Annotated in this window: 14 protein-coding genes; 3 read left to right on the top strand and 11 right to left on the bottom strand. The window is 66.8% G+C overall.

The features are described 5' to 3' along the window. Nucleotides 1-88: 88 nt before the first annotated feature. The 8 genes from ABMA10_RS20620 to ABMA10_RS20585 form a co-directional block, all read right to left on the bottom strand. The gene (locus ABMA10_RS20620; RefSeq protein ID WP_431030965.1) at nt 89-973 is read right to left on the bottom strand and encodes a sugar phosphate isomerase/epimerase family protein; all 885 of its coding nucleotides are present in this window, start codon (nt 971-973) and stop codon (nt 89-91) included. Further along, the gene (locus ABMA10_RS20615) at nt 970-2,061 is read right to left on the bottom strand and encodes a Gfo/Idh/MocA family protein (protein ID WP_347869732.1); all 1,092 of its coding nucleotides are present in this window, start codon (nt 2,059-2,061) and stop codon (nt 970-972) included. Before ABMA10_RS20615 ends, ABMA10_RS20620 begins: the two co-directional genes overlap by 4 nt. Nucleotides 2,062-2,130: 69 nt before the next feature. Further along, nucleotides 2,131-2,946, bottom strand: coding sequence for a sugar phosphate isomerase/epimerase family protein (locus ABMA10_RS20610; protein ID WP_347869731.1), 816 nt, complete (start codon nt 2,944-2,946; stop codon nt 2,131-2,133). 2 nt (nt 2,947-2,948) lie between these two features. Then, complete coding sequence (locus ABMA10_RS20605) at nt 2,949-3,893, bottom strand: carbohydrate ABC transporter permease (protein ID WP_347869730.1); 945 nt, start codon at nt 3,891-3,893, stop codon at nt 2,949-2,951. Next, the gene (locus ABMA10_RS20600; RefSeq protein ID WP_347869729.1) at nt 3,890-4,816 is read right to left on the bottom strand and encodes a carbohydrate ABC transporter permease; all 927 of its coding nucleotides are present in this window, start codon (nt 4,814-4,816) and stop codon (nt 3,890-3,892) included. Before ABMA10_RS20600 ends, ABMA10_RS20605 begins: the two co-directional genes overlap by 4 nt. 80 nt (nt 4,817-4,896) lie before the next feature. Beyond that, nucleotides 4,897-6,159 (bottom strand): ABC transporter substrate-binding protein, encoded by a 1,263-nt coding sequence (locus ABMA10_RS20595; RefSeq protein WP_347869728.1) that lies wholly within the window; start codon nt 6,157-6,159, stop codon nt 4,897-4,899. A 407-nt stretch (nt 6,160-6,566) separates the two neighbouring features. Continuing rightward, nucleotides 6,567-7,814 carry an IPT/TIG domain-containing protein gene (locus ABMA10_RS20590; RefSeq protein WP_431030964.1) on the bottom strand — a complete coding sequence of 416 codons (1,248 nt, stop codon included), beginning with the start codon at nt 7,812-7,814 and terminating at the stop codon, nt 6,567-6,569. 312 nt (nt 7,815-8,126) lie between these two features. Beyond that, nucleotides 8,127-9,884: a DUF7507 domain-containing protein gene (locus ABMA10_RS20585; protein ID WP_431030963.1), complete on the bottom strand. Its 1,758-nt coding sequence runs from the start codon at nt 9,882-9,884 to the stop codon at nt 8,127-8,129. Nucleotides 9,885-10,291: 407 nt separating this feature from the next. Here ABMA10_RS20585 and uxaC point away from each other — a divergent pair, with 407 nt between their 5' ends. From uxaC to manD, 3 genes are all read left to right on the top strand, one after another. Next, nucleotides 10,292-11,701, top strand: a complete 1,410-nt coding sequence (uxaC, locus tag ABMA10_RS20580; RefSeq protein ID WP_347869725.1) for a glucuronate isomerase — start codon at nt 10,292-10,294, stop codon at nt 11,699-11,701. After that, nucleotides 11,698-13,089, top strand: a complete 1,392-nt coding sequence (locus ABMA10_RS20575; RefSeq protein WP_347869724.1) for a mannitol dehydrogenase family protein — start codon at nt 11,698-11,700, stop codon at nt 13,087-13,089. Before uxaC ends, ABMA10_RS20575 begins: the two co-directional genes overlap by 4 nt. Before the next feature lie 99 nt (nt 13,090-13,188). Beyond that, nucleotides 13,189-14,427: a D-mannonate dehydratase ManD gene (gene manD, locus ABMA10_RS20570; RefSeq protein ID WP_347869723.1), complete on the top strand. Its 1,239-nt coding sequence runs from the start codon at nt 13,189-13,191 to the stop codon at nt 14,425-14,427. 131 nt (nt 14,428-14,558) lie between these two features. On the opposite strand, the gene ABMA10_RS20565 is transcribed toward manD, so the two are convergent. The 3 genes from ABMA10_RS20565 to ABMA10_RS20555 all read right to left on the bottom strand — a co-directional run bounded on the left by ABMA10_RS20565 (nt 14,559) and on the right by ABMA10_RS20555 (nt 19,636). Further along, nucleotides 14,559-15,809, bottom strand: a complete 1,251-nt coding sequence (locus ABMA10_RS20565) for a DDE-type integrase/transposase/recombinase (protein ID WP_431030692.1) — start codon at nt 15,807-15,809, stop codon at nt 14,559-14,561. 147 nt (nt 15,810-15,956) lie between these two features. Further along, nucleotides 15,957-17,972, bottom strand: coding sequence for a hypothetical protein (locus ABMA10_RS20560; RefSeq protein ID WP_347870481.1), 2,016 nt, complete (start codon nt 17,970-17,972; stop codon nt 15,957-15,959). Nucleotides 17,973-18,022: 50 nt separating this feature from the next. Next, nucleotides 18,023-19,636, bottom strand: a complete 1,614-nt coding sequence (locus ABMA10_RS20555) for an FAD-dependent oxidoreductase (protein WP_347870480.1) — start codon at nt 19,634-19,636, stop codon at nt 18,023-18,025. Nucleotides 19,637-19,697: the final 61 nt, after the last annotated feature.

Raw genomic sequence — 19,697 nt, 5'->3', positions numbered from 1 at the left:
GTTGCCTGCTCCTCTCGATCGTCGCCGGCGGCGACCTGAGCCATCGTACTGCCGTGGTGCACGGGATGCGGATGCCGATGCGGTCGGATCAGAGTCGTGCGAAGCCGAGAGCGTTGCTGGCCCATTCATAGGACAGGCGGTGCGATTCGAACACGTTCTCGGCGCTTGGGAAGTCGACCTCGATCATGTAGTCGCCGTCGTAGTCGTCGGGCATGGCGGCGACGATCGCGTCGAAGTCCAGCACGCCGAGGCCGGGCTCCGCCCAGAGCCGCTTCGTCTGCGACGTCTCGTGGTAGCTGAGCGCGCCGTCAGCGGCTCCGTCGAGGTGGTCGGCGTAGACGTCCTTGATGTGGATGCCGCCGACGCGATCGCGGTAGTCGGTGATCATCGCGACGGGGTCCGCACCTGCCCAGCGCAGGTGTCCGGTGTCGGGGCCGAAGCCGATGAGGTCCGGCCCGAGGGTGTCGAGCAGACTGCGGATCTCATGCTCCGTCTCGAACACGCCGCCCACATGCGAGTGGTGCAGCGGGCGGATGCCCTCGGCGAGCAGCACTTCGCAGGTGCGTCCGGCGTTCTCGACGGCGCGATCGAGACGCTCCTGGGAGAAGTCCGACCCGATCGCAGGGGTCGCCATGCGGGCGGGGATCGCCATCGAGGAGATCATCGTGCGGTCGAGGCCGAGTGATGCCTGCGCGGCACCGAACGCCTTCGCCGCCTCGAGCACCTCCGCCATGTCGACCGTCTCGTCGAAAGCGCTGCTGAAGAGGCTGAGGGACGGCGCGAGACCGTAGCCGCCGATCCATGCCCGGTACTCGTCGGCCGTCATGCCCTCGGGGGTGTCGGCTTTCACGGCGGTGAACCCGATCTGCTGGAAATCGCGGAACGCCTCCTCGAAGACCTCGCGGGACTTGCCACGGACGCTCCAGTACGGGATCGGGTTCGCCGCGACCCGGCTGGTGTGCTGCGCGCTCATCGGGCCACCGCCACGCTCGAGTCGAGGCGGACCGGCTGGCCGGTGCGCGCCGATTCGTAGAGCCCGGTGATGATCGAGATCGCCTGGCGGTTCTCCGCGAGGCTCACGCGGAGGGGCTCGTCGCCGCGGATCGCTGCCAGGAAGTTCCGGTACTGGAACAGGTGCGCGTCGGACATCTGGCCGGCGACACTCGACCCCGCCTGCGTCTTGTCGGCGAACTGCGCGACCTGGTTCGTGTCGCCGCCCTGGGCACCGAAGAAGGCCTCTTCGCGCGTGGAGTCGGCGGGGGTCGAGTGGAAGTAGGTGAGGCGGTCGTTCTCGATGACGGCGGATCCACGGTCCCCGTGCACCTGCAGGCGGGCGACGAGCCCCGGGTAGACGGCGGTGGAGCCGTGGATGACACCGAGCGCACCGGATTCGAAGCGGACGACGCCGACGGCGACGTCCTCTGTCTCGATGCGTTCGTGCGCGAGGAGAGCGGTGTAGCCGAAGACCTCGACCGGGCGGCCGAGCACGGCCACCAACAGGTCGACCGTGTGCACACCCTGGTTCATGAGTGCCCCGCCGCCGTCGAGCGCCCAGGTGCCGCGCCAGGCGCCCGAGTCGTAGTAGCTCTGCCCCCGCCACCAGTCGATGGACGCGATGCCGGACGTGAGGCGGCCGAGGTCGCCTCGCTGGGCTGCCGCGACGATGATCTCCGTCGACGGGTCGAAACGGTGCTGCGAGATGACGGTGACGAAGGTCCCGGCCCGCTCCTGCGCCGCGATGATGTCGTCGGTGCGCGAGACGGTGACGTCGGCCGGCTTCTCGATGATCACGTGCTTGCCGGCCTCGAGCGCCTCGATCGCGAGGTCGGCGTGCAGGCCGGTCGGGGTGCAGACCACGACGATGTCCGGTGTCGCTGCAGCGAGCGCCTCCGTCAGCGTCGCGAAGGCCCGTCCGCCGCGCTCGGTGGCCAGGGCCTGCGCCTTCTCGATCTCGGGGTCGACGACGGCCACGAGTTCGAGCTCGTCGCCGAGCTGGTCGATGACGATGCCGTGCTGCTTCGAGATGATGCCGGCGCCGACGATGGCGATGCGATGTGACATGCGGGGTTCGCTCCAGTTCTGTGGATGGTGATGCGTGCGGTTCGTTCCGGCGCTGCGGTGGCGCAGGGGTCAGGCGATCTGACGGAGGTGCGCGAGCGCTGCCTCGAGTTCCGGTTCGAAGTCGTCGAAGGTGCACTCGATGGTGACGGGTCCGTCGTAGCCGCCGTTGCGCAGCGCCTCGATGAACGCGGTCAGCGGCCAGTCGCCCTGCCCGGGCGGCACCCGTCCGGAGTCGGCGATGTGCGCGTGCCCGATGCGCCCGCCGAGCGCCTGGACGACGCTGAGCGGTTCCTCCTCCAACATGATGTGGTAGAGGTCAGCGACCACGGGGATGCGTTCGATGCCGAACTCGTCGAGGAAGTCGACGGCCTCCTGGAGTGAGTTCAGCAGGTTCGACTCGGCCTGGTTCAGTGGCTCCAGGACGATCTGCAACTCGTGTCGCTCGGCGGCGTCGCGCGTCTCGACGACGACCTCGGCGAATCGTGCGCGAGCGGCGGCGACGCCGACGCCCTCAGGGATCGTGCGCGCCCGGCCGCTGCCGAAGACGATCTTCGCCCCGGGTGTCGCGACCGAACCGATGATCGGCATGACCGCGTCGAGGTAGGCGGTGACCTGCTCTGCGGGGAAGCCGGGGTCGGCCAGGCCGAGGTCGCCGGGGAAGAGGATCGCGAACGATCCGCGGAGCACGGTCGCGTCGTATTCATGATTGCGCGTCCAACCGTCGCCGTCTGCGACGACCAGGTTGCCGACGATCGTCGGTTCCGCATAGTCGGCTCCGACCGCGATGGCGCCCGGGATGCGCTCGCTCGGGACGATGACGCCGTACCTGGAGAGTGGATTCAGCTCGGACATGGGGTTCCGTTCCTTCGGTGCGTTGATGGTCATGTCTACTTCAGGCTTCCCGAGATCAGGTCGAGGCGCCCGAACCGCTGCAGCACGAGGACGAAGATCACGACGGGGATGACGGCGACCAGTGCTCCCGCGATGGCGACGGAGTAGAGCACCGGCTCGCTGCCGCCACGGTTCAGCATGAGGAACATGGCGACGGTGATGGGTGACAGCTCCGACTTCGACTGCATGATGTACGGCAGCAGGAAGTTGTTCCACGCGCCGATGAACTGCAGCAGGAACACTGTGACGAGGCCCGGGAACAGGAGGGGGAGACCGATCGACACGAAGGTGCGGCCCTCGTTCGACCCGTCGACCCGTGCCGCTTCGAGCAGCTCCTGCGGCACCGAGCCGCGCGCGAACACGTAGGAGAGGTAGATCCCGAACGGGGTGATCGAGATCGGGATGAGCACCGCCCAGTAGGTGTTCGTGATGTTCAACTGCGCGAACAGCATGTACTGCGGGATCGCGAGCGTGATCGTCGGCAGCAGGACACCCGCGAGCAGACCGACCATGACGGCCTTCTTGCCCGGGAACTGGTACAGCGCGAGGGCGTAGCCGGCGGCCGCCGAGACAGCCGTGGACAGCAGCGCCCCGCCGATCGAGTAGATGAAGCTGTTCCCGAGCCAGCGCGAGAAGGAGCCGTTCTCGTACTCGAACAGGGCGACCATGTTGTCGACGAGGCTGGAACCGAAGCTGAACGCACTCGTCGAGAACAACTCGCCCGTGCTCTTTGTGGCGGCGAACAGCACCCACACCATCGGCAGCAGGAAGTACACGACGGCGATCAGCAGCACGATGGTCGGGAGGATGCCGCCGAGCTTGTGGACGAGGGGTGTGGACCGCTTCGGAGTGGGCCTCCGGTCGCCGTCGCTGCGGACGAGACGTTCTCGAGCGAGACGGTCCTCGTGGACGCGTTCCTCGGTGCGCGATGTGGTGCTCATGCGTTCCTCCGAGCTGCGAGGCGTTGCCCACCGAGCACCAGCAGTGACAGCAGCACCGTGGCGAGGGCGAGGATGATGGATGCCGCAGACGCCGAGTTGAGGTCGTCGTGGGCGAAAGCGTCCCGATACACCCGCATGAGCGGGAAGTACGTGGAGCTGATGGCGGGGGTGAGGCTCGACAGCATCTGCGGTTCGCTGTACACCTGCAGTGCACCGATGACGGAGAACAGTCCCGTCAGGATCGTGGCCGGCACGATGTGCGGCAGTTTGATGTACCAGGCGATGCGCGGTTCGTTGCAGCCGTCGATGCGAGCGGCGTCGATCTGCTCCTTCGGCAGCGACTGCAGCGAGGTGTACAGGATGATCGTGTTGAAGCCGATGCCACCCCACAGCACGACGTTGATGATGGCCGTCATGACGAGGTCGCCCCGCAGGAGTGTCGGGAATTGCAGACCGAACGCCTCGCCGAGCTGGTAGATCGGGCTGATCTCCGGCACGTACAGGAAGCCCCACATGAGCGCCGCGATGACGCTCGGCACACCGTACGGCAGGAAGATCGCCATGCGGTTGAAGGCTCGGAGCCCGATGCGCGGCAGGTCGAGCAGCAGCGCGAGCAGCATCGAGGTGAGCATCATGATCGGCACGAGGAACGCCGCGTACACGACGAGGTTCCCGAGGCTCGTCCAGAACGTGGGGTCCTGGAGCACCTTCGCGTAGTTGCCGAGCCCGACGAACACCTCTTCGCGGACGCCGTAGGCGCTCGATCCGGCGGCGGTGCCCATGAGGCTGAGTCCGCCGGAGTAGATGATCGGGATGATGAAGACGAAGACGAACAGGACGATCGCCGGTGCGATGAGTACCCAGGCGAACAGGTGGTGTGGGCGCGTCAGTGAGACGCGCTTCGTGGACGGGGCCGTGGTCATGTCGTTTCCCTTCCGATCCCCGCCCGTGCCCGCGGATGCTCCTCCGCGGGCACGGGACTTCTCGATGGTCGGCGTGGTCACTAGCCGGCCAGGTCCTTCTGGACGATGTCCTGCACCTTCGGGAGCACGTCGGCCCAGGGGCTCGTCCCCTCGATCGCGTTGCCGAGCTCGTCGGTGATGGCGGTGAAGGCGACCTGCGTGTTCGGGCCCCACTGGACGGAGACGAGCTTCGATGCGGCCTCCGTCGCGCTCGGCCAGTACTCGGTGTCCTCGGGCATGAGTTCCGGCGGGGTGCGGTCGATCTCCTGGCCGTGCAGTGCACCGGTGAACTTGTTGACCTCGACGAGGCCCTCTGCGCCCTCGTCGGAGGCGTTGAGCCAGGTGATGAACTCCAGGGCTTGCTCGTAGTGCGGGCTCTCCTTGAGGATGACGTTCGCCGAACCGCCGCGGGCGAAGACCCTCGGGTCTGCGGTATCCCACTGCGGGATCTGCGACGCCGACCAGAGGCCCACGGTGTCGGGGTACTGGTTGAGGAGCGGGCCGGGAGCCCAGGCGCCGGCGATGGTGCCGAGCACTCGTCCGCTCGCGGTCGCCTCGATCTGTTCGGGGCTGCCCGTCTGGTAGGTGCTGACGAGGTCGTCCTCGACCATGCCCTGCCAGAAGTCGAGCACCTCCTGGGTCTGGGCGCTGTCGATGTCGACGCCCCACTTCTCGTCGGAGTAGTCCCACCACTCTGCACCGTTCTGGAGCGCCAAGCCCATGAACTGGTCGGCGTCGATGGAGCTGAAGTTGAAGAGGTACCGGTTGCCGTCGAGGGTGCGCACCTGCTCGGCGAGGGCGCGGAAGTCGTCCCACGTGGCCGCGGGGGTGAGGCCGTACTGGGCGAAGAGGTCGTTGCGGTAGACGAAGAGTGCGGGGCCGAGGTCTTGCGGGACACCGTAGATGGAGTCGTCGAAGGACACCGTCTCGAGCACGGTGGGGGAGTAGGCGGACTCGAGCGTCTTGCGGTCGCTGTCGAGCGGCGCGAGGACGCCGGCCGACACATAGGTCGGCATCTGGGTGTACTCGGCCTGGGCGATGTCGGGCCCGTCGCCGGCGCGGACGGCGCTCAGGACGCGGACAGGCATGTCGGCGCCGCTCGCGGGGGCCGAGATGTTGACCTGGATGTCGGGGTTCGCGGTGTTCCACACCTCGACACGCTTGTCGATGTTGGAACCCCAGGCCCAGAACTCCAGGGTGACGGGGCCGTCGGTGGCCTCGTCGCTTCCGGATCCCGAGCACGCGGTCAGTGCGAGCGCGAGGATTCCCACGGTCGCGATCGCTGGTCGAACTCTGCTTGCCACTGCAATCTCCTTTGATAGCGGGGTGCGCTCCTCGCGACGGTGAAACGTCTCAGCGGGGGTGAATCGCTGCCCGTTCAGGCGGAAGCGGGATCAGTCTCTCAGAACCACACCCGACTGGCAAGCGATTGCCAACAATGTTTGGCAATCGGTTGACACGTCTCGATCCGCTGGCTTCACTGGAGGCGTCCCGACGACGCTTCACACGTACGAGCGGCTCATCGCCCTGCTGCTGGAGATGCGCGCGACCTCGGACGCGTTCGACGCCTCCAGGTCCAGATCTGCCTCGAGGAGGGTGTGCAGTCGGTCGACGAGGAGTTGTGGTCCACCGTCTTCGATCCGGAGGAGACGTTCGCGAACGCCAAGTATGACCTCGGCGGAGCGACGCTCAGGTCGTCACGGATGCCTGATCAGCCGCGTCCGATGCGCCTCCGGGGGAGGGCAAGCGCACATCCCACAGCGAGCATGAGGGCGGCCAGCGTTCCCACTGGTCGAAGATCGACCCCGGTGTTGGCCAGTTCGGATGTGCCGGCATCGCCCGCTCCCGACCCGCCTTCGTCTGATCCCGACCCGCCTTCGTCTGATCCCGACCCGCCTTCGTCTGATCCCGACCCGCCTTCGTCTGATCCCGACCCGCCTTCGTCGGAGGTGGCTGCAATCACGAACGACGTCTGCGGGGACGGCGCGGATCCGCCTGCAGGACCGACTTGCGTGGCCTGCACAACATGACCACCGACCGTGAGGGGTGCTGCGGGAGAACACGACCACAAGCCGTCTGATGCGACGGTAGCCGTGCACGAATCGCGCCCGTCGATGGTCACCGTCACAATCGCAGCTGGCAGCCCTGTTCCGCGAATGACGGGTGTCATGGTCGTGACCACTTCGTCTTGGCCAGGTGACACGATCGCCGGTGGAGCAGTGGCGTCTTCGTCGGGTTCGATGTATTCGAACGGCAGCGCCCCGGTCTGGCCTCCGCTGGTCGTGACGGTCACGGCGACGAATCCGGGATCGTGTGTTGGCGAGAGGTAGGTGAGGGTGGTGCCGTCGGTTGAGATCGACTCAGGTATCACGTTGTCGGCGCCGTCGATGACCACGACCGACGACGTTCCGAAACCGGTGCCCGACACCGACACGCGCGTGCCGCCTTCCTGGGGACCGCTGTCGGGGGACAGGGCGGTGATCGTGGGCGCAGCGACGTAGGTGAAGGCCACGGGCTCGCTGGAGTCGAAGCTTGAAACGATCACGTCGACCGTGCCGGGGGCGTGAGCCGGAGTCGTGAACCGCAAGGACGTCCCGTCTGGGGCGATGAAGTCTGGTGTGACCTTCTCTGTGTCGACGATCACGATCGATGGCAAGAGATTCGTTCCGATGAGGGTGACGACGGTGCCGCCACTGGTGGGTCCCTCGTCCGGCGTGATCGACGTGATCGTGGCGCTGTCATCCACCAACGCCGGCGCCGCAGCGATTGCGGCGGGAGCGACGCCCAACAGTGCTCCCGACAGGGTGACGCCGACAATCGCGAATGCGCACAAGCAGGCCCTCAGTAAGCCGATCATTGTGAAAACCCCTTCTTGGTGGCTGCTTCGCGCCTCGAGCCACCGCGGATATCCGCTCAGCGGAAGAGACGATCTCTGTCCGCGTCTTTCGGCGTCATACACGGATAACATACACGGATCCCTCAAAGCGCTTCCGTCACAGCGGAACAAGCTTTTCTGGAGTGATATGCGCAATAGCGCACTAACCAGGTAGCTCACTGAAATGTGACGCGTCGACGCCTGCTTGGACGATGACCGACGGGATGCACCTGAATTGCGCGATCCGCGCCGTGCAAGCACCCGACGACTTCTCTATCTGGCAGATCAGATGTAATTTGTTTCGATTGCGCTGGATACTCGAAGATCTTCCGATGAAGTGATCTCGGTGGTCAGGGGCGGCTCATCATTCCCAGAACGGGCGGACCGCCGCTGACATCAACGTCGCATCCGACGGCGGCTGACGCGAACGAACGCGAGTGCGAGGCCGGCCGTCAGGAGCGCGAGCGCGAGAGGGAGCCCGACGAGTCCCGAACCGGTGAATGCGAGCGTCGGCGCAGTGTTGGCGATGCCAGAGGCGGTCTTCTGACGTGTGCTGGTGTACGTCTCGACGACCTGGTTGTTCGGTGCGCTCGCAGCGAGCGTGGCGGTGAACTCGACCGAGCCACGATCGACGTCGGCCTGCGTGACGCTATACGCACCCTGTGTGCTGCACGACGTCCTGGTACCAGGGGCGAGTGTAGCTGGACACCGGAACTGCATTCCGTAATCTCCACCGGTCGTGACGATCGGGTCGTGCAAGGTCACGTTGCCGTCGTTCGTCACGTCGACACGGAGCCCGATGGTGTCGCCGACACCAGGAAGAGGACCGTCGATGGTGGGTTGCATGCTCAGCCCGGCGGCGGCATGTTGAGTGATGTCGACCGCAGCGTCCGACGGATCGAGGACAATCGCGTCGCCCGCGGGTGATCGGCCCGACGCCGTTGTCTGGAATCTCGCGACGCCAGCGTTCACGTCATCTTGCGTCACTGTGCGAGTGATCGTGCTCGGTTGTGATTCGCCGGGCGCGAGGGAATCGATCGTGGCGGCTTGCTCATCGTTGACGCGCACTTCGATGTCGCTGAGAGTCGTATTGCCGGTGTTGTTGACGACGATATCGATGGGCAGGGATTCCCCGACGAGCGGGTCTGAACCCGCTGCATGTGTGGACGTGTTCCCCGACTCCACACGGAGTCGCTCCAGGGTGGCGTGCACGGCGTCGGCAGCGTATTCGCTCCCCGCCGGTGTTTTGGCCGTGAAGCTGACGGACTCATCAAGCTGGTCGGAATCGATCTCCGACTGTGTCAGCCGGTGAGTTGCTGTGCAGTCCTCGCTGCTGCCGCCCTCGATCTCCACCGGGCACGTGAACAATGCCCCCAAGTCATCGGTGATCTTTCCGTCCCGTAGGGCCATTGATCCGGTGTTCGTCACGGACGCGGTGATTCGGACGGGCTCGTTCGCGTCCGCGCGTCCGTTCTTGTTGTCGTCCTCGAGGGTCAAGTCGAGCGCGACATTCGCTGCCGCAGTTCCGCCCGCATGGAACTGATTCCGCCACTCGAACGTCTCGGTAGCGCCTGCGGCCACGTGCGCGTTCCAGCTGATCCCCATGCCGTTGTCCGTCCGCTCTCCGCCGTCAAACAGCATGCGATTGCCGAACGGATGACCCCAGCCGGCCTCAAAGTAGACCTGGCCCGGCACCCCGTACGCAAACTCGGCGTGAGGCGTCTTGGGTACGAAGGAGATCATCTGGCCAGTCTCGGCCACCGCTGGAGGATTCTTGGAGCAGCTCACCGTACCCGTCGCGGCGTCTCCGGCGCCATACCCGTAGTTGTGCGCTCCCAAGCCGAAGCAGTCAGCCATGTGGCTGACGATCGCTGTCCGGTCATTGCTCCGTTGGTTCGTGACGCGAAGTTGGGAATCGTAGTCAGACCGGCCGGTGATGTAGCGGTCGATCTTCTCCGTCTTCCAATCGTTGCCCGTCACGACGGTACGCAACTCAAATGGGTCATCGCGCGTGCCCGACCCAGTGAGCTCCTGTGACTCAGGCTCCCACGTTGGGTCGTTGCGGTTGTTCCAACCGCTCATTATTCCTTCGGAATATACGTTGGTGTAACACGGACGGGCTGGATAGAACTGTGGGTCGTCGTCGTAGTACACCTGGCACGTAAGGACTTCGGTACCAAGGATTTTTGTCAAGGGCCCTGGAGAGACGATGGGGCCAGCTGGTGCAGGTTCGGCTGCGACTGCCATGGGCCCGGTCGCGAAGATCAAAGCCGCGGATGCGAGGGCTGCCGCGACTGCCATCCGGCGACGCGATCCTGAACCCGTGGGCGGTGCGCTTCGGTCCCGGCCGCTCACGACGGCGGGCGTGTCCTGAGACCCGCCCTGCTGGGGTAGTGCGCGTGCCACTTGTCGGGTCCGGTTCCAGTGAATCATGGTCCAAGTATAGCAGGATCTAAAATATATGTCGGAGTGGGCATGGTCGGCGGGGTTCTGCGCGATTCGAGTCTCGGTTGCTTTGGCAACCGGTTGACAAGGGGCGACCGAGCAGCTTGAATCGTCACGTGCCAACGAAGCTGCTGAACGACCCTGACCGCCTGTTCCCGGTGGACGCGAACACTCGCGCCATCGCCCGCGACCTCTATGAGCGGGTCGCCGAGATGCCGATCCTCTCGCCCCACGGTCACGTCGACCCGCGGATCCTCGTCGACGATGTCCCCTTCGCGGACGCGGCGGAACTGTTCATCCGCCACGACCACTACGTCACGCGCCTCATGCATTCGGCTGGCGTCGACTTCAGCGAACTCGGCATCCCCGGTGGCGACCGCGTGGCCGACCCGCGCGAGGTCTGGCGCACCTTCTGCGCCCACTGGCGCCTCTACGCAGGCACGGCCTCCGGCTACTGGCTGCAGTCGATCCTCGCGCAGCAGTTCGGCATCACCGAGCAGCCCGAACCCGGCAACGCCGACGCGCTCTTCGACGTCATCAACACCGCCTTGGCAACCGACTCCTTCCGTCCGCGTGCCCTGTTCGACCGCTTCGGCATCGAAGTCCTCGCCACCACTGACGACCCGATGGACGACCTCGCGCCGCACGCGGCCCTCGCCGCCGACCCGACGTTCCGTGGCCGAGTCCTCCCCACCTTCCGTCCCGACGCCTACCTCGACCCGGCAGCCGCCGGTTGGTCGGAGCGCGTCGCCCGTCTCGCAAGCTGGAACGGCACGCCCGAGGACAGCTACCGCGGCTACATCGAAGCACTCGAAGGCCGTCGGCGGTACTTCGTCGAGCACGGTGCCGTCTCGGCCGACCACGGGGTCGCCCAGCCGCTCGCGATCGACCTGGACGAGGCCGAAGCCGCCGCCCTGTTCGAACGAGCCCGCGCCGGTACCCTGGCCACCGGTGAGGCCCAGATCTTCGCCGCCCACATGCTGCTGCAGATGGCCCGCATGAGCTGCGAGGACGGTCTGGTCATGACCATCCACCCCGGCGTCTTCCGCAACCACGACACCGACACCTTCCAGCGCTTCGGCCCCGACATGGGCAACGACATCCCCGTCGCCACCTCCTATGTCCAGCCGTTGCGGCCGCTGCTCCAGCGCTACGGCAACACCCCCGGCTTCCACGTCGTGCTCTTCAGCATCGACGAGACCGTGTACTCGCGAGAGATCGCGCCGCTCGCCGGCTACTACTCCTCCGTGTTCGTCGGAGCGCCGTGGTGGTTCCTCGACGCCCCAGACGCCGTGCTCCGGTTCCGTGCCGCGGTGACCGAGACGGCCGGGTTCTCGCGGAGCTCCGGCTTCATCGACGACACCCGAGCCTTCCTCTCGATCCCGGCCCGCCACGACATGTCTCGCCGACTCGACGCCACGTTCCTCGCACGCCTCGTGGGCGAGGGCAGAGTCGACCTCCCGACCGCCGAATCGATCATCGTCGACCTCGTCGACGCTCAGCCCCGGAAGGTCTTCAAGCTGTGACCCTGACGACCACCGCCACCACGGCGCCGGGCGCTGCTCAGCGGCTCTCCCGCAGCACGTGCGAGCTGCCCGCAGCGCCGATCCGCATCGTCCACTTCGGGCTCGGCGCCTTCCACCGCGCCCACCAGGCCTGGTACACGGACGTCGTCGACACCGACCGCGCGTGGGGGATCGCCGCCATCACCGGACGGAGCCCGCAGGCCGCCGAAGAGCTGGCTCCCCAGGACGGTCTGTTCACGGTGGTCGAGCGGTCGGCCGAGGCCGACGAAGCCCGGATCGTCGCGAGCATCACCGAGGCGGTCGACGGTGCCGACCTCGGGCGCCTGGTTGAGCTCATCGCGGCGCCGGACACCGCCATCGTCACCCTCACGATCACCGAGGCCGGCTACCGTCTCGACACCGATGGGGCGCCGCTGGCCGACGACCCCGCCGTCATCGCGGACCTCGCCGCGCTCGCCGGTAACGGTGTGCCGGCGACCGCACTCGGCCGGCTCCTGCGCGGACTCCTCGCACGGCGGACGTCGGGCAGCGGACCGATCGCGATCGTCCCCTGTGACAACATCCCGGACAACGGCCCGTTCGTCGCCACCGGCCTGCGCGCGCTCGCTGTGCAGGTGGACCCGACCCTCGCCACGTGGATCGATGACAACGTCTCCTTCGTGTCGACCTCGATCGACCGCATCACCCCGAGGACCACCGCAGCAGACCTCGACGTCGCGAGCGCGCTCATCGGCCTGCGCGACGAGGCCGCCGTCGTCACCGAGCCGTTCCACGACTGGGTCCTGAGCGGTGACTTCCCTGCCGGACGCCCTGCGTGGGAGCAGGCCGGAGCCCGGTTCGTCGACGACATCGAACCCTTCGAGCGCCGCAAACTGTGGTTGCTCAACGGAGCGCACACGCTGCTCGCGTCCGCCGGCCGCTTGCGTGGGCATGAGACGGTCGCCGCGGCCGTCGCCGATCCCGTCTGTCGAGCCTGGGTGGAGGAGTTCTGGGATGAAGCCGTCCGGCACCTGCCCGACGGACTCGACCTCGACGCCTACCGCGCAGCGCTGCTCGAGCGCTTCGACAACGCCCGCATCGAGCACCGACTCTCCCAGATCGGGCAGGACAGCGTGACCAAGCTGCGCGTTCGGGCCGTGCCCATCGTGCTTGCCGAGCGTGCTGCCGGACGATCCGGTGCCGCCGCGATCCGCGTCATCACCGCCTGGGTCGCCCTCGTGCGCTCGGGCACCGTGCCGGCTGACGCATCGGGCGAGCAGATCGCGGCGGCCCTTGCAGTGCCTGACGAGCAGATCCTGGCTGGGCTCCTCGCCACGATCGACACGCGGCTGACCGACGACCTCAGCCTCCTCGCGGAGATCGACGCCGCGGCAGCCTCCATCCGCTGAGGTCGTCGACCGGCACCCTCATCGACCTCGACCCCGCGGCTGAGCGCCGCACTCCAGACTCCGCTCACGGCCTCGCGCCGCACTTCAGAAAGGCACCCCATGAACATCGACAAGGCTGAGGTCATCGTCACGAGTCCCGACCGGAACTTCGTGACGCTCAAGCTCACGACCGACGACGGACTCACCGGTATCGGCGACGCGACCCTCAACGGGCGTGAGCAGGCGGTCGTCGCGTACCTCGCCGAGCACGTGGTGCCGTTGCTGCTCGGGCGTGACGCGTCGCGGATCGAGGACACCTGGCAGTTCCTGTACCGCTCCGCGTACTGGCGTCGCGGCCCGGTGACCATGGCCGCGATCGCCGCTGTCGACATGGCGCTGTGGGACATCAAGGGCAAGGCGGCGGGCATGCCCGTGTACCAGTTGCTCGGCGGGGCGTCGCGCACGGGGCTGCTCGCGTACGGGCACGCGTCCGGCCGGACGAACGAGGAGCTGTTCGACAGCGTCCGTGAACACCAGTCGCAGGGGTACAAGGCCATCCGGATCCAGACGGCGGTGCCGGGTCTGAAGTCGATCTACGGCATCGCGTCCAACGCGACGCTCGAGGGCAACACGGGTGTCCGCTACGACCACGAGCCTGCCCAGCGTGGCGGGCTGCCCAACGAGGAGGACTGGGACACCCGCTCGTACCTGCGTCACCTGCCGACGGTGTTCGAGGCGGTGCGGAACGAGTTCGGCCCGGAGTTGCCATTGCTGCACGACGGCCATCACCGGATGACGCCGATCCAGGCTGCGAAGCTCGGCAAGTCCCTCGAGCCCTACGACCTGTTCTGGCTCGAGGACTGCACGCCCGCCGAGAACCAGGAGGCGCTGCGACTGGTCCGCCAGCACACGACGACGCCGCTGGCGATCGGTGAGATCTTCAACACGGTGTGGGACTTCCAGGGCCTCATCCGCGAGCAGCTCATCGACTATGTCCGCGGTGCGGTGACGCACATGGGCGGTATCTCGGCGTTGAAGAAGACGCTCGACTATGCGGCGCAGTACCAGATCAAGTCGGGCATGCACGGGCCGACGGACATCTCGCCGGTCGGTATGGCCGCCGCGATGCACCTGGGCCTGTCGATCCACAACTTCGGTATCCAGGAGTACATGAAGCACGGCGAGAAGACCGATGCGGTGTTCCAGCAGTCCTACACCTGGCAGGACGGCATGCTGCACCCGGGTGAGGCGCCGGGTCTCGGTGTCGAGCTGAACGTCGACGAGGCGGGCAAGTACCCGTACCAGCGCGCCTACCTGCCCTACAACCGTCTCGCAGACGGAACCGTCCACGACTGGTGACCCCCTCCGGCCAGCGCGGTGCGCTGGACCGGCCGCGCCCCATTGGCGCGAGCGCTACCGTCCGGAGGCCTGTGATGTCTCAGGACTTCGTGGACACTTCTGTCTCAGGACTTCGTGGACACTTCTCTGTCTCAGGACTTCGTGGACACAACGCTGTTCTTGGTCGTTCGTGTTCGGCCGTGGGCGGGGCGGCCTTCGTTGCGTGATGGCATGGGTTGGGTGCGGATCATGGTGCCGTGGTGGTCGTAGAACGTGATCTGCTGAGCGTCCCAGATCGCGTGGACGGTGTGACCGATGAATGCTGTCCCGGGGCGGAACGTGCGACCGAGGAGGTAGGTTCTGCCGCCTGACGTGACAACACATTCAGCTTCGCCGGGTGGTAGGGCTGTGAGGGCGTTGCGGGCGGCGTGGATCTCGATCGCGGTGGGTTGCGGGGTCGGTGACGGGGCAGCCGGGGTGCGATCCCAGGCCTCTTTCGGGGTTTGCCGGTCGGTGAGCGATTGGTGTTCGCGGAGCGTGTTGTAGGACACGTCGAAGACGTTCACGAGGGTTTGCAGTTCCTCGATCGTCGCGGCTGGCGGTTTGGCGTTGAGGAAGCGGTGCAGTGTGCGGTGGAAGCGTTCGTTCTTGCCTTGCGTGGTGGGTTTGTAGGGCTTCCCCGTGATCGTCTCGACGCCGAGCGAGGCGAGGTAATCGATGAGCTGGTTGGAATGCCCCCGACGCGTGGGATTGAACGCGACACCATTGTCTGACAGGAACTTCTGTGGTGCTCCGTGATGGTTGATCGCCTGGGTCACGACACGCAATGCAGCCTCTCCGGTCTCTGCCCGGGCGACCAACGACGCGAGCGCGAGACGGGAATGATCGTCGATGATCTGGAAGATCGTGCAGAGCGAACCGTCAGTAAGCGTCCACTCGGTTGCATCGATTTGCCACAAACAGTTCGGGGCTGGATAGACGAACCGACGAAACGCGCTCCGGGGCCGCTTCCGAGGCTCCGCCTCGACCACGCCCGCACGAACGAAGATCCGCGCCAAGGTGGCCCGTGAGGGCAACTCCTGGAAGCCCATCCGCCGCAACCTCGCGATCACACTCAACGGGCCGAAATCCCACCCCTCTGCACGCAATCGCGCCCGAACACTGATGGCGAGATCGACGATCTCGTCGCTCGTCCGAGCCGGACTCGACCGAGGCCTCGTGGATGTCGGAGCGACGACCTCGAACACACCATCTGCCGCAGCCCGGGCGCGGATCTTGTAGAACCAAGACCGCGAAACACCATGCTCCTCGCAGAACGCCGAGACCGCACCCCGGCCCGCATCATCAGGCCACGATGCCACGAGCAAACGAACCTTCGGAGATGGACGCTTCGGTATCGACATGCTCCACCGAACCGCGGAAGTGTCCACGAACTCCTGAGACACACTGTCCACGAAGTCCTGAGACAGAAGTGTCCACGATGTCCTGAGACTTCACAACCCTCCGGAGGGCAGCGCTCGCGCCAATGGGGCGCGGCGATGGGGCGCCGGTCACTGGGAGAACGTCACCTCGAGCGAGAGCGCGCCGCTGTGCGGAACGCGGAGCACGTGCTGTCGCCGGTCGCCGTCCTCGAAGACGGTGCGACCGCTGTCCGCGAGGGTCACGGCGGCAGACGCGCCCCACGTCACCTGCAGGGTCACTCCGTTCCGCGAAAGGCTGAGACCGGTGGCGGTCGCAGCGGAATGCGCACCCCACGCCGGGGCCCCCGCGCATCCGAGCCACTGCAGCCCATCGCTCTGACGAAGCAGGAGCGGGATCTGCTCGGTGGCCGACGATGGCGCCGAGACGGACCTCGTGAACCCCGCGTCTCCGATGGCGGTGACTGTTGTGATCCCGAGTGCCGACGCAGCAGTCATCGTGAAATCGCCTGTCACCGAACCGAGCGCAGCGACTGCGACGGGAGCTCCGCCGGCGGCATACGTCGCGGTCAGTGTCGCGCGCGCATCGTCGCCTCCGCTGTCCAAGACCGTGCCCCAGAAATCGTCAGCGACGGCGTCGTCGTTGAACCCCACGGCGACGGCGCCCATGCCCGGATGCCACAGCAGCTGCGAGCCGTTGCGGACCTTCGTCGACGCGCGTTGACCGAACAGCGAAGCCAGGTAGTACCGAGGACGCCGGACGAACACGAACTGCATGCCGAGAACGCCCGCACGCGTCTCGGTGAACCGCGAGGAGGCGACCGTCGGGAGCGCGGCGATCGCTGCCGCACGTTCGCTCGGGCTCGCCACGGGGGCGGCCGCGGTGACGTGCATCCACAGTCTCGGCGAGGTGTTCTGTTTCGCACGTCCATCGACGGCTTCAGCCGAGGCGGCCCACTGGGCACGAGCCGTCTCGACGGTGCTGATGCTCGGGCGGTACGCGGCAAGGGCGGGTACCTCTTGGAGGAACTCTCCGGAGAACGCCGTGCGATCTGCAGCATCGGTGAAGGCATCGGTGATCGGCGTCCTGCCGTCGGTGCGCGCCGATGCGGCGCCCATGCCGATGAATCCGGCACCGTCCGGTTCTCGAACGGTCACGAGGCGCAGGATACCGAGCCAGCGTTCCGCCATGTCGACCAACCTCTGGTCACCGGTGACGCGGTAGAGGTCGGCCATGTCGGGCAGCTGCACCTCGTTGCTGTACGCCAGGTCGAGCCCGGTCGGTTCGTAGAACCAGCCGCCGGCCGCCTGCGCACGGGCGGCGAAGACACCGATGCCCGTATCGACCGCAGCACTCAATGTGGTGTCACCGAGGGTCTCCGCTGCGCGGGCGCAGCCGACGAGTCCCGCCATCGTCTGGTTCGCGAACCGGATGATGGTGGTCGGCGTTCCCCAGGTGGTCGTGTCGCTCAGGTCCAGGAACCACGCAGCGCCCGCGCGGAGGGCGTCAGCGATCTCCGCCCGTCGGCCGGGAAGCGCGGACGCGGACGCCAGGAGCCGGTACGTCTCGGTGAGTGAGACGAGACCGAAGCCCGTCGCGGCACGACTGTGCTCGTCAGCGGAGTACTCCGACCAGGAACCGTCGTCGTGCTGCAGGGAGAGGTAGTGCCCGATCGCGGCGTCAAGCCTGTCGAGCAATGCGGCGTCACCGGCGTACGGGTTCCAACTGCGAGGATTCGCGTAGAACCAGGCGAGCGTGGCCACATGCTCCTGCACACGAGCGTTGAACGGTTCCGCGGGAGTGCGCCACCATCCGCCCGCCATCCACCCGTGCGTCGCACCGTCGTCCGTCACAATGTCGTTGGCCATGTCCGCGACGATCACGAGATAGCCGGCCAACACCTGTTCAGTGGGCGCGAAGCTGGTCCGGTCAGGCGGTGATGCAAGGCCGGAGACCAGCGGGAACGGATCATCGGCCGTGGTCGCCGCGGGTCCGGTCACGTGCCCGGTCGGAGCGGCTGCTGCTGAAGACGTCCGGCCGGCAGGCGAGACGGCGAGGAGCGCCGCGGCGGCGAAGCCACCGACAACCAGTCCTCTTCGGGTGATCAGGGGCGGCAATCCGCCCGGTGTCTCGTTCGACGTCGCCATCGACGTTCCTCTCTCTCCTCCGCTCGCCGCGCCGGATGACGCGGTGAAACTCACCAGCGAAGCGCCGGGTCCCACCTCAGCTGCGCCCCGCCGGCGACCAGGTCCGCCTGGAAGTCGGCCAGCAGCCGGGCATCGTTGCGCACGGCCCGCGGCGAGGTCGCGCCCGCCACTGCGAACGCGGCAAGTGCGCCGGCGGCCTCCCCGATCGACCACTCGACCGGCTGCAGGCGATAGCTGCCGTTCGTGATCTGCGTGGTGCCGATGTTCTTCGCGGCGGCGAGGAGATTGTCGACGCGACGCGGGAGCAGCGCGCCGAGCGGGATCTCGAACGGTTGCGGTCGTCCACCGCCACCGGGGTGTCCACCGGTGGACGGGTGCCGGTCGATCCAGAAGTAGTGGCCGACACCGACGGAATCCGGGTGGGTGACCGCCGGGCGGTCCCCGAGGAACTCGAGGGAGATCTCCTGCTCGACGATCGTGTGCTCGGCGAGGATGCGTCGTGACTCGCGGTAGTAGGGCACCTTCGCGAAGCCGTCTGCGGTTCCGGCGATGTCGGGCCGGAGTCGCAGACCCGGCCATCCCGTGCCGCCGTCGGGGCGAGGTGCTTCGGTCTGCAGCCAGTAGAGCAGTGACGCGCTCAGCTCCTTCGCGGCTGAGCGGTGCTGCGCAGCGTCCGGTGTGCCGAAGAGCGGGCCGCCGATGTAGTCGTTCATCGGCCAGTTGACGATGGTGACGTCGCTGGCGAGGAACCCGGGCTCGAACTGCCTGCGGGCGAGGATGCGACGGTACGTCCAGAGTTCCGGTGCGCCGCCCATGTTGCGGTGGTCCACGTCGATCGCGAACGGGTCGTCGTCCGGGTTCGGCGTCAGCTGGTAGCGACGGGTCGGATCGCCGGCGTGTTCCGGTGCTCGGTCGAAGCCCAGGATCCGTTCCCCGTGGAGTTGCGCCGGTCGCCAATCGCGGAAGTGCTCGTACCGCGTGGGGCGATCGATCGTGTGGTCCTCGCCCTCGCGGTGGTCCATGGCGAAGCACCACGTCACGCCTTGCATGTCGAGTCGATCAGCGGTGTCGGCAGCATTGGGCTCGCCGGTCTGCTCGCGGGATTCGCGACCTGAGACGTGCTCGACATCGCCGAGTTCGAGCAGATCGCCGAGTTCAGTCGCGTCGAGCACGATGCGCGCCGAGACGACGACGTTCGAACCGCCCGCAGTCGAGAAGGTGACGGCGTCGATGCGATCGCCGGTGGTGGCCACGGAGACAGGGCGTGTTTCCAGCAGGACTGTCAGCCGTCCGGCCGAGATGAAGGGGCGCAGCAGCGAGTCGATCACCGACAGGATGACGCGCGGCTCGACGCAGACCGGACTGACCCAACCAGCACCGGGGTTGAGATGCGGGTCCGCGGCGGCTTCGGCGGTGAGCGGGTAGAAGGCTCGGTAGTGGGAGCGCATCAGCTCGCGGAATCGGGCATAGCTCGTATTGCGACCGGTGGTCTCGACGCGGATGTGTTCGTCGCTCGGGACCAACTGGGTCGTGAGCTGCCCGCCGAGCCAGTCCGTCTCCTCGGTGAGGATGACGCGCCTTCCGCGTTCGAGCGCAGCGAGTGCGGCTGAGACTCCGCCGACGCCTCCGCCCACGATCAGGATGTCGGTGTCGTGCTCGGTCATCAGTGGCCCTTCGATACTTTTCGCAAACTTGTGTTTGAATTCCCGAGAACGATTGCACACC

It is taken from the genome of Plantibacter sp. RU18 (assembly GCF_050613355.1).
Classification (GTDB): domain Bacteria; phylum Actinomycetota; class Actinomycetes; order Actinomycetales; family Microbacteriaceae; genus Plantibacter.
This window is presented reverse-complemented; position numbering and strand designations above follow the sequence as displayed.

Excerpts from the sequence above, each read along its gene's own strand:
- ABMA10_RS20600 (WP_347869729.1), bottom strand. The coding sequence starts at position 4,816 with ATGACCACGGCCCCGTCCACGAAGCGCGTCTCACTGACGCGCCCACAC.
- ABMA10_RS20620 (WP_431030965.1), bottom strand. The coding sequence starts at position 973 with ATGAGCGCGCAGCACACCAGCCGGGTCGCGGCGAACCCGATCCCGTAC.
- ABMA10_RS20555 (WP_347870480.1), bottom strand. The coding sequence starts at position 19,636 with ATGACCGAGCACGACACCGACATCCTGATCGTGGGCGGAGGCGTCGGC.
- ABMA10_RS20610 (WP_347869731.1), bottom strand. The coding sequence starts at position 2,946 with ATGACCATCAACGCACCGAAGGAACGGAACCCCATGTCCGAGCTGAAT.
- ABMA10_RS20565 (WP_431030692.1), bottom strand. The coding sequence starts at position 15,809 with ATGTCGATACCGAAGCGTCCATCTCCGAAGGTTCGTTTGCTCGTGGCA.
- manD (WP_347869723.1), top strand. The coding sequence starts at position 13,189 with ATGAACATCGACAAGGCTGAGGTCATCGTCACGAGTCCCGACCGGAAC.
- ABMA10_RS20605 (WP_347869730.1), bottom strand. The coding sequence starts at position 3,893 with ATGAGCACCACATCGCGCACCGAGGAACGCGTCCACGAGGACCGTCTC.
- ABMA10_RS20560 (WP_347870481.1), bottom strand. The coding sequence starts at position 17,972 with ATGGCGACGTCGAACGAGACACCGGGCGGATTGCCGCCCCTGATCACC.
- ABMA10_RS20615 (WP_347869732.1), bottom strand. The coding sequence starts at position 2,061 with ATGTCACATCGCATCGCCATCGTCGGCGCCGGCATCATCTCGAAGCAG.